Here is a 14633-nt window from a genome sequence, read left to right on the forward strand (position 1 = left end):
CTCAGGCTGGTTCAGCCTGAGACGATCAGGCTCAGCTTGTCGTTTGATAGAGCAGCTTTATCCGACACTTGGCATCGCGAAGCGATTCCAAGTGATCGGATGCTGCTCTAGTTGATCTGGCGGGGCCGATGGCGCTCAGTCCTCGAGATTGCGCGCCTCGTCGGGCAGCATGATCGGGATGCCGTCGCGGATCGGATAGGCCAGCCCGGCCTTGCGGCTGATCAGTTCGCCGGCCTCGCGGTCGTAGATCAGTTCGGTCTTGGTCACCGGGCAGACCAGGATTTCCAGCAAACGCGGGTCGACCGGCACTGGGCCTGCGGGCTGGTCAGGATCGGTTACAGTGTCCGACATTGTCTTGGGGTTCCCCGGGGCTGAGCTCTGGTCGCTCGCGTGGCCTGTGGTCGCTTGCATGGTCTATAGCCGGCAATCCGACCGCCTCACACCGCGTGCGGCTTGTGCCCACGATCCGTCTCATGCCCCGCCATCTGCAACAGCGCCTGCAGCGTCCCGGCGCGCTCCGCCAAGGTGACGGCTTCGAGCAGAGCCTGCTTTTCCGGCGGGGGGAACGGGCAGATCATGCTCAGGGTGGTGATCAGCGTCTCGTCGTCCATCTGCTCGATCGCCTCCCAGCGGGCCTCGAAGCCTCGCAGCGTGAAATACTGCCGGAGCGATTGCAGGAGCTGGGTGCGATCGAATTCGAACGCGCCGGGCTCGACCAGATCCGCCGCGAAGAGCCGGAAATCCGGCCGCACCTGCCTGTAGCCGTTGCGGACATCGACCTCCTGCCAGACCCGGAAGCGCGCGATGCCGAGCAGGCTGATCGAGAAGGTGCCATCCTCGCGCTCGGCGAACGAGGTCAGGCGTCCGACGCAGCCGACACGATACAAGGCCGCTGGCCGCTCCAATCCCCCGCCGGCGCCGGCGTCGGATGCCGTCGCCGGATCGTCGTCGTCGTCATCGTCGGTGTCGTACTTCACCCCCTGCGGCTGGATCATGCCGATCAGACGGCGCTCGCGGAGCGCGTCATCGACCATCGCGACATAGCGCGGCTCGAAGATGTTCAGCGGCAGCCGCCCACGTGGCAGGAGCAGCGCGCCGGCAAGCGGGAAGACCGCGAGCTCGCCATCGAGGTCCGCCAGGCCGATCTCGTTCAGGCGCGGCAGCCTGCGTCGGCCGGATGCTTGCGCCATCCGGGCTAGCTGAACAGCAGGGCAGACATGCGGCGCCGCGCGGTCAAGGTGACGGGATCGTCGAAGCCCCAGGCCTCGAAGAACCGGATCAGCTGCAGGCGCGCCGCCCCCTCGTTCCAGCTCCGGTCGCGGCGCATGATCTCGAGCAGGGCGTCCGCGGCCTCCTGGCGTTGTCCGGCGCCGTTCAGGCCGGTCGCGAGTTCGTAGCGCGCGGCATGATCGTCCGGATCGGCGGCGACACGCCGGCGGACACCATCGAGGCCGTCCGCCGCCCGGCGACCTTCGGCGGCCAGGGCGATGGCGCTGCGCGCGCCCGCGATCTCGGCATGGCCGGCGAGCTTGGCCGGCACCTGCTCGAGCGCCGCCAGCGCCTGCTCCTCGTCGCCCATCGCGAGCAACGCGCGGGCCAGGCCACCCCACGCCTCGGGGCTTTCCGGCTCCTGCTCCAGGGTGGCGCTGAACAGCGACGCCGCCGCCTCGGCCTCGCCGGCCTCCATCGCCGCGCGCGCTTCGCCCAGCGTATCGGCGGACGGCATGCTGCCGCCGGCGGCCTTGAGCAGCGCCTCGACGAAACGCTTGATCTCGCTCTCCGGCAACGCGCCCTGGAACAGGTCCAGGATCTGGCCCTGCCAGAAGGCGGCGACCGTCGGGACCGATTGCAGCGGCAGGCCCACCTGGGTCAGCTGCTGCACCAGCGCCCGGTTCTGGTCGATGTCGATCTTGACCAGCTTGATGCGGCCGCCGGCGGCGCGGGTCACCTTTTCCAGCGCCGGGGTGAGCTGCTTGCAGGGCCCGCACCAGGTCGCCCAGAAATCGACGAGGACCGGCACGGTGCGCGAGGCCTCGATGACCTCGGCCATGAAGCTGTTCTGGTCGCCATCGACGATCATGTCCTCGGCGACGGTGCCCTGGCCGATGATGTCGGGGTCCGACGCGGGATGCGGCGTGACGGGCGCCCCCCGGGTTCCGGCCGCCTGGCCTTGACCGGGCGTGGGCCGACGCGCCGGTGCGGTTCCGCCCGGAGCAGCCTTGTTCTGGCCGATGATGTAATCCATGGGCACAACCGATCCTGGTCTGGCAGCCGTTGCGTCGAGAACGCGCCTTAAGATTGGCGTACGCTGGCCGTCCCGCAAGCGTCTTTGCCGCCCGATTTTCCGCAAGGCTGCCTCTTGCGCCTGCCCCCCGGACGGCATAAAAGCCCGCACCGTGCGGAGCGCGGGCGTAGCTCAGGGGTAGAGCACAACCTTGCCAAGGTTGGGGTCGAGGGTTCGAATCCCTTCGCCCGCTCCAGATTTTCTCAAGGGAATCAGGCGCTTAGGATGCTCCTTGGCGACCGCCGGCCGGCCGATCAGAGTGCAACTGGCGAGCGGATAGCGGGGGATGGGCTTCCGGGCCGCCTCCGGCACCTCGCCTTCCTAGACCGGCATCGCGCAGAACGTATCCTAGTCGAGGATACGATCCTGCCCGGCCTGGGTCCTGAGATAGCGATCGCGGCTCTCGACCCCGCACGTGAAGCCGTTGCGGTCGTGCGCGTCATTCTGGACGGCAATCCGCGGTGGTTCCCGCCACCTCGATATCGGAACAAACACGGCAGGTCGCAGACGGCCTCGCCGCTTCCGTTCACGTCCCGACCCACGCCAGCGAGCGACGCACCGCCGCCTCGATGACCTGCAGCTGCAGCCTCGCTACTCTGCGCCACGGCTGCGCGTCCTGACCGCGCCGCATGCGAAGCGGCACCTCTATTCCGACCGGCAGCGCGGGCCTCGCGTCCAGCGCAGCACGCAGCGGCCCGAGATCCCGGTCGCCCTCTCCCAAGGCCACGTTGGTCCAGCCGTCCTCGACGCGGCGCACCGCCTTGAGATGCAGGTGTACGCACACATCGAGCGCCGAGATCGCATCGGCGACGGGGTCGATCTCCGGGCGGTGGCTTCCCGTATTGCCCGGGTCGTAGTTCAGCCTGAGCTCGGGCACGTCGATTTGCCGCACGAGCGCGATCCCGTCGGCTGCGACGTCGATGAGGTTCGGCCGCGCATCTCCAGGATTTTCAAGCCCGATGACCAGGCCGATCGCCTCCGCGTGTCGCACGAGCGGCCCGATATTGCGCAAGAACGCGGCCTTGTTCTCGCGGACCGCTGCATTGGTATTGATGACACGCGCACCGAGACGTCGGGCAAAATCCATCCGCCTGAGGAAAACGGCCACCGCGTCCTCACGCCCGAGGTCGATATGCGACGAGAGCGCGTGGCAGCCGAGACCCGATGCGCGCAGCAGCGACGACCAGCGCGTCGCTTCGGCCTCGCCGAACGCCGTCTCGTCAAACGGTTCCGTGTAGCCGACGATGAAAGCAGGCTCGACATGCGCAGCACCGCAGCGCGCCAGGCTCTCGAGCACGACGGCCGCCTCCCAGCCGTCGTAGGGTGCCGCCGACACCGAGACGATCCGCCCCATCACGCCCTCCTGCTTACCGGACCCCCGGCACGATGAATCGCGCGACCGGTGGCAGCGACTGCACCAGGCTGAGCCCGCACATCAGCGCCAGCAGGAGCATGCTCCAGCCGATCACGCGACGCAGGATCGCGGCTTCCTGGCCGACCAGTGAAACCGTGGCGGAGGCGACCGCAAGGCTCTGCACGCTGATCGCCTTGGCGACGACGCCGCCCGACGAGTTGGACGCGGCGGCGAGCAGAGGGGGAATGCCCACACCTTTCGCCGCCACGATCTGCAGGCCGCCGAACAGCACATTCGATGAGGAGTCGGAGCCGGTGAGCGCCGACCCGATCCAGCCGATCAGCGGCGAGGCGAGCGCAAAACCCACTGGACCCAGGCCGGTCAACAGCAATCCCATCGTCCGCGTCTGGCCGGACAGATTGGCGACGAAGGCGAGCGCGAAGATTGCCATCACCGTCAGCACCGCGCCGCCGATGCCGAGCGCCGTGTCGCAGTAGGAGCGCCATGCGACACGCAACGGGACGCGCAGGGTCGCGACAGCGAGAAGTCCTGCGAGCAGCAGCAGGGTTCCTGTCGTGCCGAGCAGGTCGACGCGGAAGCTCGTCGGAACCCGCGTACCATCGGGAAGTCCCACATGCAGGCCGGGCCAGTCGAAGGCAACGCGGCTGCGACGAAGCAGTCGTGCGACAGGCGTCCATTGCGCGGCTGCGAAAACGACGATGATCAGCCCGTACGGCGCGAGTGCCAGCGCCGTCTGCCGCCCTTCGCCGCTCTCTGGCGTCCGGATCCCTGCCGCACCGCGCGGGGCCCGTGCCACCCCGACGATGGCCGCCGAGGCGACGAGGGCTGCCACCACGTCGGCGAGCCGCACCGACACATAGTTCGAGACGGCGAACTGTGTCCCGCCGAACGCGATCCCGGCGAGGAGAGCCACGCCGAAATGCTCGCCGAGCGCGCGCCTGCCACCGACCAGGAACAGCAGGATGAACGGCACCAGTGCGGCGAGCAGCGGCGTCTGCCGCCCGACCATCGCGCCAAGCGGATCGAGCGGCAGCCCGGTTGCGGACGCGAGTGCCACGATCGGCAGTGCAAGCGTGCCGAAAGCGACAGGCACGGAATCGGCGATCAGCGCGCAGACCGCCGCCTCGAGCGGCGCAATGCCGGCCGCGACGAGCATGGCGCCGCAGATCGCGACCGGCGCGCCGGCGCCGATCAGTCCTTCCAGCAGGCCGCCGAACCCGTAGGCGATCAGCAGCACCTGGACCGGCTTGGGCCCACCTGCCCGCGCGAAAGCATGCCGAAGCGCCTCGAAATGGCCGCTCCTCAGCGTCACGTCGTAGATCCAAAGCGCGTTCAGGATCACCCAGGCGACCGAGACCAGGCCGAAGAGGGCGCCGAGTGCTGCCATGTCGAGCGCCGGCCCGACGCCGACGCCGTAGGCGCCGACCGCGACCAGCAGTGCTGCCGCGAGTGCTGCACCCGCCGCGCGCTCGGCCCGCCAGCCGAACACGCCGAGCAGCAGGAAGAGCACGACGATCGGCGCGAGCGCCACCATGGACGACCAGCCGAGCGAGCCGAGCACGGGGGCGGCGACTTGCCGGACCATGCGCCCCTACCCTCTTTTGCCGGTGGCGGTCAGTGGATGTGCGAGCCGCCGTTGATGTCCCACGTCGCGCCCGTCACGAACGCGGTGGACGGGCGGCACAGGAAGGCGACCACGTCGGCAACGTCGTCCGTCGTGCCCGAACGGTTGACCGGGATCTCGGCGATCAGCCTCGCCCTGCGCTCGGGGTTGAGCTTGCCCGCGGTGATGTCCGTGTCGATCAGCCCGGGTGCCACCGAGTTGACCGTCACTCCGTGCGGTCCGACCTCGCGGGCGAGGGCGCGCGCGAAACCCAGCAGCGCCGCCTTCGCCGCCGAATAGGCGACGCCGCCGAACACGCCGCCGCCGCGCTCGGCCGAGACCGAGGACAGCATGACGACCCGACCAAACCCGCGCGCCACCATCCCCGGCATCGCCCGGCGGGTCGCCAGGAAGGAGCCGTGCACGTTGACGCGCATCACCCGCTCCCACTCGCCGATCGACACCTCCGCGAAGCGCGTCGGCGAGGTGATCCCGGCATTGTTCACGAGCGCGCCGACTGGCGGCAGCGTCGTCTCGACCGCGGCGAAGGCCTGTTCGACGTCCCGCTCGGAGGTGACGTCGCAGCGGTGGCCACGCGCTTCGACGCCGTGGCGGGTGGCGATCTCGGCCGCCGCCGCCTCTGCCGCGTCGCCATCGATGTCGAGAATTGCGAGTGCCCAGCCTTCGGCGGCCAGCTTGTCGCCTGTCCGTCGCCCGATGCCGCGGAGCGACGCCGCCCCGGTCACGATTGCCGTCCGCCCGACCGACATCCACCCATCTCCTTGTCTGACTGTCGACATTGACCGGCATACGAGCGCCCTGCGAGCCTGTAAAGTGTCGCGAGACACGAAGAGGGGTCCGATGCCGGCATCCAGTCTCGATGCGATCGAGCGCAGCACGTTGCGCGAGCGCTGTCTCGACGCGCTGCGCTCCGCCATCACGACCGGCCGTCTGGGTCCTGGGGACCACCTCAACGAGGTGGAGCTCGCGGCCTCTCTCGGCGTCAGCCGCGCAACGATCCGGGAAGCGCTACGCCACCTGCAGCAGGACGGCCTCGTCGTCGCGCGGAGCCGCGGCATGCTGCGGGTCCGCGAGGTTGCCGATGACGAGATCCGCGGGCTCTATGCCGCTCGCGCCGCTCTCGAGGCGCTCGCCGCCGAGACCCTGGCCGCCCGTTCCGAGCGAAGCGCTACCGTCGACGCGCTCGATGCGGCGGTTTTTCGCCTTGAGGCGGCCGAGGGTGATCTTCCAGCCCAGGTCGAGGCCGACCTCGCATTCCACGTCTTGCTTTGCGAGCTCTCCGGCAACGCGACCCTGCTGCGTCTCTGGCACTCACTTGAGGGTCCGGTGCGCATCACCGTCATGCATGCCGGCCTGAGCCGCGCTCTGCACAACATGGCGGCCGTGCGCCATCGTCCGATCGTCGCGGCAATCTCCACCGGAAACGTCGCGGCGTCGCGCGCGACCATCGTCCGTCACATGGCGGAAGCGGCGGAGCGCCTGGTGCGCGCCGGTGGACCTTCGGCCGCCTAGCCCGCCCCTCGGTTGGTGACCGCGCGCGCGACGGCTGGGGATGCTGCAAGACCGCGTCTGGTGGAGGCTTGTGCGTCCGTCTCACCGAGCGTGCGCCGTGTCTCGACGAGTGTGCGGCGGACGGCTCGCTCCGTCTCAGGGAATGTGCGTCGGGCAGTTCATTGTTGCGCGCCGCTACACATAGGCAGACCGGATCATGGATCAGTCACACACCGCCAGATGCTGTCGTCGCAACGCTGGCTATTTAGATGCTCTGCCCCCCGGATACCTCGATCCGTTGCGCATTCACCCAGCGGTTGTCGTCGGATAGGAGACCGGCAATCATTGGCCCTATGTCGTCCGGCAGCCCGGTGCGACCCAGCGCGGTCATAGCTGCTACCATCCTTTTGACATCGGGGTTGTCGCGCAGGCGGCCACCGCCAAAATCGGTTTCGATAGCACCCGGCGCCACGGTGTTGACTGCGATACCGCGGCTACCCAGCTCCTTCGCCATGTAGCGGGTGAGGACCTCAATCGCCCCCTTCACTGCTGCGTAAGCGGCGGAACCCGGAAAGGAGAATCGGGTCAGGCCGGAGGACACGTTCACGATACGACCGCCGTCCGCGATCAGCGGCAATAACGCTTGGGTGAGGAAAAACACTCCCTTGAAGTGGACGTTGACCAGCCCGTCGAACTGGGCTTCGGTCGTATCCTTGATGAGAGCGTAGTCTGCATGACCGGCGTTATTCACCAGGTGATCGAGTGTGTCGCGATCCCATGTCTCGCGCAGTGCCTTACTCAACTGCTCCACGAAATGCGGGAAGGCGGAAACATCGCCAGTGTCGAGCTGCAAAGCAATCGCCCTGCGACCCATCGCCTTTATCTCGGCGACAGCAGCCTGTGCCGCTTCATTGCTGCTCTGATAGGTGAGGATGACGTCCCCGCCGTGTCGTGCGATACCGAGCGCGGTGTTGCGCCCAAGACCTCGACTTGCGCCGGTGACGAGTGCAATCTTGCTCATTTGTTGTCTCCCATAGAGATGATGTGCTGCGTTCCGGTAGCTGCGCTGGATTGCGCGTTGGGATGAGACTTGCGCGTCGGACGATACTGGACCCTCGGACATCGTGGGCTTGACCTTAGCGGCCAGGCCGGCTTCCGCCCTTTGGCGTGCATGCCGCGAGCTTGAGGGTATCGCGGTTGCGAGGCGCGCTGATCACCATTCTCGCAACCCTTCTGCGCGACGTCCGGACACCCACTGCTCTGCGTTGACACACTGGATCGTGAAGAACGTTCTTCGGTCGATAAAAAGATCGTTGTGGGTCTGCTGAATGCCTCCCATCAATGGATCGCTAAAGCAGATTTGCAGGTCTTCGGACGTTCGGAACCAAACCTCGACAAACCCGTCGACAGGTGGCTCCGCGACTTCATAGTCGTCATCGACCACATGGTTTGTGGTGAAGCGGGAGATGCCTTGGGTCGCCGCGACGTAGCCAACGTGGTCATCCCAATGCCTACGGAACTCGATCAGGTTCATGCCCGGCCGCCGCTTCATGGACGTAATCACCTTGATCCCGCGCCCGGTATCCCGCGGTCCTTTCGGTGCACCGTTGATGCCAACACGCTCCTTCGTCACAAGCCAGGTTGACGTCGGGTCGAGATGCTCCATTCCAACCGTGCCCGCCGCCTCCCGGAATGCGATGGCGCCGCCTAGCGTGTCGAATGCGACGGTCTCCACGGCCTCATAGCCATAGCGAATGTTGCCTCCAGGTGCCGGGTTGTGCGGCTCGGTTCGATGCGTCCGAGTGTAGAATCGGAAAGCCTGGCTTCGCTCGGCAAGGCCCGCGAGCGTGGCGGCGCTATGCCAGGCGGGGTCAAAGGGCACCCTGGTCGCCATGGGTTGGTTGATGCCGCCGCGCGGCACAATGGTATGGAAGACCTTGTAGAGGCCGTTTGCGGCCGTCATGCGACCGCTTCAGGCAGGCGTGCGCCGGTCGGGGCAACCATCGCGCTTACAAGTTCGAGCGACCGGATACGGTCGGCGAGACTGAACATCTGCGTCGTCATCATCAGCTCATCCGCGCCGGTCGATTCCAGAAGCCGGACAAGCGCCAAACGTACTGTATCGGGACTGCCGACAGCCTGGCCTTGGCGGCGCTGCTCGATGAAAGCCAAGTCCTCGCGGGTCCAGCTATGTGCCTTGACCTCGACGAGCGATGGCAACCGCCCCGGCCGGCCCTGGAACAGTCGCCGAAACATCAAGTCCGCGGAGCGTGCGATGTCGTCAGCCTCGTCATCCGTCGGAGCGCAGGCAACGAGCGCGGTGACGACGGCATAAGGTTTCTCTCGCTTAGCCGAAGGTCGGAAGCTGGTCCGATACCGCTCTAACGCCGGTGCAGCCGACGCGCGGCCAAAGTGATGCGCGAAAGCGAAGGGCAGTCCGAGGCGTCCCGCCAGGGAGGCAGCCTCAAGGCTCGTGCCCAGTATCCATATCGCCGGAGGCTGCTCCGGCCTCGGTGACACGAACACGCCGGCATACGGGTGTCCGGCAGGGAAATCGCTCCTGGTGAACCCGCAGAGATCCTCAACCTGCTTTGCAAACATCTCGGCGCCATAGTTTGCGAGCGAACGACCCAGCACCGCGGCGGTCCTGGGTTCTGGAGAAGCCCTGCCAAGGCCGAGATCGATCCGACCGGGATAAAGCGCTGCGAGTGTATTAAACTGCTCGGCAACGATCAGGGGGATATGATTTGTCATCATCACGCCGCCTGAGCCGACATGGATTTGGCGAGTGGCAGCCGCCAGGGCGCCCACCATCACCACCGGGGCCGAGCTTGCGACCCCGGGAACGCCGTGATGTTCGGCCATCCAGTAGCGAGCGAAGCCCAACGCTTCCGCGCGCTGCGCCAGGGTGATGGTCGCTTCGAGAGCTGCGGTGGTGGTGGTGCCCGAGCCGACCATCACGGTGTCGAGCACGGACAGTCTGGCCGCCGGGAAAGATCTAGTCGAAGCTCGACCTGTGACCCCTTGCAGGTTTTCGTCACGCATCTCGCACCTCATCACATGGGTCTTTACTTATCCGGTGCCTGCGCGCCACGTCATCTCAAGCCGCTTGCGGCCTGGTCGGCGAGTGCCAGGAGTTCCAGGGTCGTGGCCCCGTCGCAAGCCTGGATCGCCATCCCCTGCATCACGGCCGTCAAGAATCGCGCGAGACGACCGGCGCGATCGGGATCCACCCAAACTTGCAACTTGGTCGTAAGCAGGGCGCGGAATGCAGTGCGTCTATCCGCGACCTCCTTGGCGATACCGGCATGATCGGGATGGCTCGTGATCATGCCGGTATTGAGCATGCATCCGGTCTCGCCACCGGGCTCAACCAGTCCCCGCGCTGTCGCGTGGAGCAGCAGCCGCACCGCATCTGCCACCGAGAGGGTCTCCGGCACGAACGACAGGTCGGGCGCAACACGGTGCGTCACGTATCTGTCCAGGGCCTCGCGATAGAGCGCTTCCTTGTTGCCAAAGGCCGCATAGAGACTCGGGGCGGCCACGCCGAGAGTTGTCGTCAGTTGCTGGAACGATACCCCTTCATAGCCATAACGCCAGAAGAGCCGCATTGCGGTCTCAAGTGCGGCATCCCGGTCGAAACTACGACGACGCCCCAGAGGACGTGGAAGCGACCGCGATTCCATAACACTCATTAAAGATCGTTTGACGCCGGTGTCAATGCCGACCACGAAAATGATCGGTCAAGACAGATCCATCGATGACGGTCGCCAGGCCGACGGCGTAACAGTCTGTCAGACGAACATTTGACTTGGTGAGTCAGCTGATGGGCGACCCTGAAGCGGCCTGTTCCGTCGCGTAATGGCCAAGGAACATGGCAACGGCCGAGTCGACGACGTGGGTCGTTTGTTGCGGTGAGGGTCGGTGAAGGCGCAATCGGCATCGATAGTAGATGCTGGTCTGCACAAGCGTGAAAAACTGATCGGCCGCGAACTCCGCGTCTTGCACGGCCAGGCCGCCGGCTTGCGTCTGCGCCTTCAGCCAGGCAGCCAGGTGCGTGATCGCCTGCTGCGGCCCCGCCGCGTAGAAAGACCGCGCCAGTTCCGGGAAGGCCTCGGCCTCGGACGTCACCACCCTGTCGATTATCAAGCATACGGGGGAGGTGATCAGTTCGACCATGCCGATCCCGATGGCCCGGAGCGTCTGAGCCGTAGCCCCGGGCGGCATCCGCCCAGCGCCAAAATGCTGTGCCAGCATCCGCGCGCACTCGCGCTCGACGAAGGCGCCGAACAGCTCAGCCTTGCTGCGATAGTGATGGTAAACGGTGGATTTTGAAACCCCGGCGGCATGGGTGATCGCGGACATGCTGGCCCCCGCATAGCCGTGCTCGGCAAAGGCGTTTCGCGCGCTGTCCAGAATGGACGTGCGCTTCCCGGCAGACAGGGCGGCAGGCGTCGGCATCTTCGGCTCCGGCCGTCCATGCGCGGCCACCCTTGAAACTATGACACGGCGCACGAGTTCACTTCAAACGAGACCGTACGGTTCGGTCTGAGCGACAGGAAGCAGTCCGCATGATGTCTCCCGAAGACCTTCGCAGCGGCGGCCTGGTAGCCATCGTGGGCGCCGGGCCGGCCGGTGCAACGCTCGCGCGCCTCCTGCAGATGCGCGGTTTCACCGTGCAGGTGATCGAGCGTGACGCGTCATCGACGGCTCGCCCGCAAGGCGGCAGCCTCGATCTTCGCCCCGATTCCGGCCAGCGCGCCGTCGACGAAGCCGGGCTTGCGGATGCCTTTGCGCGCGCCTCACGCAGCGAGGCCAAGGCATTCAGGATGATCGACTCCCAAGGTCACGACCTGCCGGGCATGGGGGAGGAGACACACGAGGATCCCGGACCGGAGATCGACCGGGGCGACTTGCGCCAGCTCCTGCTCGACTCGCTGGCTCCCGGCACGGTCGCCTGGGGCCACGTCCTGCAGGAGGTTCGCCCCGAGCCCGATGGAAGCTGGCGCCTCGACATCAAGGATCGGGCGCCCGTCATCGCCGACCTGGTTGTCGGTGCCGACGGCACCGGCTCCAGGGTCAGGCGTCGCCTGACACCGGTGCAGCCCCGATACACAGGCATCACCATGCTTGCGGCCAACCTTCGCAGGGACCTCTGGCGCGGCTCCGAGATCGACAAGACGCTGGGAGAAGGCTCAGTGATGTTTGCCGGCGGCGAGAAGACGATCTTCGTGCAGCGCTGCAACCATGACCTCATCCTCCTCTACTATTCGATGGCGGTCGGCGAGGGCTGGCCGAAGACCGCCGGCTTCGCACTCGACGACAGGAAAGCGGTGATGGCGGCGGTCAGCGGCGCCTATCGCGACTGGTCGCCCGGTGTCATGGCGATGCTGACGCAGGTCGAGGACACGTTCCAGCTCTGGCCGACGTCCGTCATGCCGCCCGACACCCGCTGGGACACGCAGCCCGGCCTCACGATGCTTGGCGATGCGTCCCATGTCATGCCGCCGTTTACCGGCAAGGGGGTGAACCTGGCAATGCTCGACGCGCTGGAACTGGCCGACGCATTGAGTGACCGGGCGGCAGGAGATGTGGCTTTGGCCATAGAGGATTTCGAAGCACGCATGCAGGCGCGCACGAGCAGCGAGATCACCGCGTGCCTTGCAATCGGGCAGCAGATGTACGGCATCGACTTGGACTTCGGCGCGCCGGCCTCTCGCTCAACCGACGCTTGACGTGCAGCGGGCCGACATCGTTGTCCGTGCCCGCATCAGAGTCCGGGCCCTCACCAGAGTCCGGGCCCTCGCCAGAGTCCGGGCCCTCACCAGAGTCCGGCTCGGTCAAGGCTGCTCGATCTCGGCTGCCTGCAGCCAATGCTGAACCGCGCGGCCATCCGGGCAACCCTCGTCGAGCCACATGAAATAGGCGCGGAGTCGGATGGCGTTGTCCCGGCGCGTCGCCTCGTCGGCTCGCAGATCCAGCACATCGGCGACCGGCGCCAGACGTCCGCCGCGACTGACATGCGGGCGCCCGTGCAGGGCGGGCAGGTCTGCATCCGGGACCAGCCTGAGATGCGTTGCCTCCTTGACGGCCTCCTGGACGCAATCGGCCTCGTTTCGACCTGCGTCAGCCGGAACCGGGAACACGTGCAGGATCCGGTTGTGGCCGTCCAAGATGTCGACCAGGCGCTCTTCCATGGCAGCTTCCTGTCATAGCGTGATGAAATCGGGTGGAGCGGGGCCAGAACCGCGCCGAACCGGCACCGGACCAGCACCATTCTTCTAACGCAACGTTAGCAATGCGGCTCCAGCGGCGTCAATCGGCGGATGCTTGCGACGGATATCGATGTCGTGAGCCGTCTGCCGCCGGCCCGGGAGTTCAGTGCAGCAGCGGGGCGCTCCCGGCGGTGACCCGCTCCAGCCGCCGGGCCTCGGCATCGGCATCGTGCAGGAATGTCAGCAGGGCATAGCGGCAGCCGCGGCGGACGCGCGTCACTTCGTGCAGCAGGCTGGACGAGAACACGATCCCTTCCCCGCTGGCCGGACAATATTCCTCGTCGCCATATTCGGGGAACACGACACGGCCGCCTTCGAATGGCAGGCAGCCGAGATTGATCGACACGGCGAACTGGCGGAACGCAAGGGCTGCGGTCGAGTTGTCGCGGTGCCGCCCGAAATGTCCGACACCCGCATCGTAGCGCACCACCAGGATGCGATCGATATGCGCCACCTCGCTGTGGAAAGCGCGACGGATTTCAGGCACGCAGCGGCGGCCCAGCAGGTCCGTGACCCGCTCGTGGACGCCGTCACCCGGCTGCAGCATCCAGTCGGTGCGGCATTTGCGGGCGTGGTCGATGCGGTCCTGCACCAGGCCATTGGCATCGCTTCCGCTCATGCCGCTGTCGTAGGTGGCGGCGGCCCCGAAGCCCGACACCAGCCGATGACACAAGGCAGGATCGAGCAGGCCAGGCAAGGCGAGCACCGGCGCCCCCACCGGGCTGTCGGCGGCCCGGCACAGAGGACCGAGTGCCGCCATCGCCTCGGCCACCAGGAGCGCCGGGTCGGATGCGCGGATGGCCGCCAGATGGGTCAGCCGGCCGGCACGGTCGATCACGACCAGGGCAGGCAATTCCAGTTGCGCGCAATAGGCCGCCTGCGAGGTGTCGCCGCACAGGATCACCCGCAGACCGTGCGCCGACGCCGCACCTTGCGCATGCACACGGGCGAGCGCGTCGAACCCGAGCAGCACCAGAAGGTCGGCGTTCAGCGCCGCGACCTCCCCGCGTCGCCCGGCCAGCAGGGCGAGGACCGGATCGTACTCCTGCGGCGCGCCTGATCCACCCAGGACCAGGATGGCGGCGCGTCCGGCCTGCAGGTCAGAGGAATAGAACTGCCGATCGGTGCCGACGCCGATGCAGAACGGTAGCCGATCGCCTGGGGTAAGCCGAACCACCCGCCCATCTCCCACGCGAACATTCGCGAAGCCAGGATGGCGTGGACAGGTTTCCATCCCATGAAGATGGGCGAGCGGACACGGCCGGACGGCTCCGGCGCGCCGGCCTTTGTGGCCCGGAAGGCACGTCGGTTGCCCAGGCGCCGCACACGCCAAAATTGCAATGCATCGGCCACCCACATGGCCTAGCATTGGGTGTACCGTGATAATATCCATGTTGCAGGGGCTGGCCTGCTTCCCTAGAGATCGGGACGCTTGTCGGCCTGCGTGCATTGATGTTTGACACATGCCGGCTGCTTCAGGCCCCAGCCTGTCGCATCTTTAACCTGTACATCCCGTTTTGAGACTTGACGACCGTTTTGCGCTTGTTCCCGGCCCGTTGACTGCTAGACCCGGAGGCTCCCCTG

15 protein-coding genes and 1 tRNA gene are annotated in these 14633 nt (G+C 66.7%); 3 read left to right on the forward strand and 13 right to left on the reverse strand.

Features of this window, described 5'->3' with window-relative positions; genetic code table 11:
- Positions 1 to 135: 135 nt before the first annotated feature.
- The 3 genes from ACQY4O_RS13060 to ACQY4O_RS13070 form a co-directional block, all read right to left on the reverse strand.
- Positions 136 to 351, reverse strand: coding sequence for a Trm112 family protein (locus ACQY4O_RS13060; RefSeq protein WP_428376794.1), 216 nt, complete (start codon positions 349 to 351; stop codon positions 136 to 138).
- An 86-nt stretch (positions 352 to 437) separates the two neighbouring features.
- The gene (locus ACQY4O_RS13065; RefSeq protein WP_428376795.1) at positions 438 to 1190 is read right to left on the reverse strand and encodes an LON peptidase substrate-binding domain-containing protein; all 753 of its coding nucleotides are present in this window, start codon (positions 1188 to 1190) and stop codon (positions 438 to 440) included.
- A 5-nt stretch (positions 1191 to 1195) separates the two neighbouring features.
- Positions 1196 to 2245 (reverse strand): tetratricopeptide repeat protein, encoded by a 1050-nt coding sequence (locus ACQY4O_RS13070; protein WP_428376796.1) that lies wholly within the window; start codon positions 2243 to 2245, stop codon positions 1196 to 1198.
- 160 nt (positions 2246 to 2405) lie between these two features.
- Here ACQY4O_RS13070 and ACQY4O_RS13075 point away from each other — a divergent pair.
- Positions 2406 to 2480, forward strand: a tRNA-Gly gene (locus ACQY4O_RS13075).
- A gap of 330 nt (positions 2481 to 2810) precedes the next feature.
- Here ACQY4O_RS13075 and ACQY4O_RS13080 read toward each other — a convergent pair.
- Genes ACQY4O_RS13080 through ACQY4O_RS13090 form a run of 3 tightly spaced genes read right to left on the reverse strand, consistent with a single transcriptional unit; the run spans position 2811 to position 6032 of the window.
- Complete coding sequence (locus ACQY4O_RS13080; protein WP_428376797.1) at positions 2811 to 3638, reverse strand: sugar phosphate isomerase/epimerase family protein; 828 nt, start codon at positions 3636 to 3638, stop codon at positions 2811 to 2813.
- 13 nt (positions 3639 to 3651) lie between these two features.
- Positions 3652 to 5244 carry an L-lactate permease gene (locus tag ACQY4O_RS13085; protein WP_428376798.1) on the reverse strand — a complete coding sequence of 531 codons (1593 nt, stop codon included), beginning with the start codon at positions 5242 to 5244 and terminating at the stop codon, positions 3652 to 3654.
- 29 nt (positions 5245 to 5273) lie between these two features.
- Positions 5274 to 6032 (reverse strand): SDR family NAD(P)-dependent oxidoreductase, encoded by a 759-nt coding sequence (locus tag ACQY4O_RS13090; protein WP_428376799.1) that lies wholly within the window; start codon positions 6030 to 6032, stop codon positions 5274 to 5276.
- Between the two features lie 91 nt (positions 6033 to 6123).
- Between ACQY4O_RS13090 and ACQY4O_RS13095 the strand changes: the two genes are divergently transcribed.
- The gene (locus ACQY4O_RS13095) at positions 6124 to 6795 is read left to right on the forward strand and encodes a GntR family transcriptional regulator (protein ID WP_428376800.1); all 672 of its coding nucleotides are present in this window, start codon (positions 6124 to 6126) and stop codon (positions 6793 to 6795) included.
- 244 nt (positions 6796 to 7039) lie between these two features.
- On the opposite strand, the gene ACQY4O_RS13100 is transcribed toward ACQY4O_RS13095, so the two are convergent.
- The 5 genes from ACQY4O_RS13100 to ACQY4O_RS13120 all read right to left on the reverse strand — a co-directional run bounded on the left by ACQY4O_RS13100 (position 7040) and on the right by ACQY4O_RS13120 (position 11235).
- Positions 7040 to 7795, reverse strand: a complete 756-nt coding sequence (locus tag ACQY4O_RS13100) for an SDR family NAD(P)-dependent oxidoreductase (RefSeq protein ID WP_428376801.1) — start codon at positions 7793 to 7795, stop codon at positions 7040 to 7042.
- A gap of 192 nt (positions 7796 to 7987) precedes the next feature.
- On the reverse strand, positions 7988 to 8737 hold the full coding sequence (locus tag ACQY4O_RS13105) for an EthD domain-containing protein (protein ID WP_428376802.1): 750 nt from the start codon (positions 8735 to 8737) through the stop codon (positions 7988 to 7990).
- Complete coding sequence (locus ACQY4O_RS13110; protein WP_428376803.1) at positions 8734 to 9819, reverse strand: LLM class flavin-dependent oxidoreductase; 1086 nt, start codon at positions 9817 to 9819, stop codon at positions 8734 to 8736. The genes ACQY4O_RS13105 and ACQY4O_RS13110 overlap by 4 nt, the downstream gene beginning before the upstream one ends.
- 50 nt (positions 9820 to 9869) lie before the next feature.
- The gene (locus ACQY4O_RS13115) at positions 9870 to 10385 is read right to left on the reverse strand and encodes a TetR/AcrR family transcriptional regulator (RefSeq protein ID WP_428376804.1); all 516 of its coding nucleotides are present in this window, start codon (positions 10383 to 10385) and stop codon (positions 9870 to 9872) included.
- Between the two features lie 208 nt (positions 10386 to 10593).
- Positions 10594 to 11235 (reverse strand): TetR/AcrR family transcriptional regulator, encoded by a 642-nt coding sequence (locus tag ACQY4O_RS13120; RefSeq protein WP_428376805.1) that lies wholly within the window; start codon positions 11233 to 11235, stop codon positions 10594 to 10596.
- Positions 11236 to 11345: 110 nt separating this feature from the next.
- Between ACQY4O_RS13120 and ACQY4O_RS13125 the strand changes: the two genes are divergently transcribed.
- Positions 11346 to 12509 (forward strand): FAD-dependent oxidoreductase, encoded by a 1164-nt coding sequence (locus tag ACQY4O_RS13125; RefSeq protein ID WP_428376806.1) that lies wholly within the window; start codon positions 11346 to 11348, stop codon positions 12507 to 12509.
- 105 nt (positions 12510 to 12614) lie between these two features.
- Here the strand turns inward: ACQY4O_RS13125 and ACQY4O_RS13130 are convergent, their stop codons facing one another.
- Complete coding sequence (locus ACQY4O_RS13130; protein WP_428376807.1) at positions 12615 to 12971, reverse strand: DUF2934 domain-containing protein; 357 nt, start codon at positions 12969 to 12971, stop codon at positions 12615 to 12617.
- A 181-nt stretch (positions 12972 to 13152) separates the two neighbouring features.
- A complete protein-coding gene (locus ACQY4O_RS13135) occupies positions 13153 to 14226 on the reverse strand; it encodes a 2OG-Fe(II) oxygenase (protein ID WP_428376808.1) in 1074 nt (357 codons plus the stop codon).
- Positions 14227 to 14633 lie beyond the last annotated feature (407 nt).

This window comes from Lichenicoccus sp. (assembly GCF_965277665.1).
Lineage (GTDB): Bacteria > Pseudomonadota > Alphaproteobacteria > Acetobacterales > Acetobacteraceae > Lichenicoccus.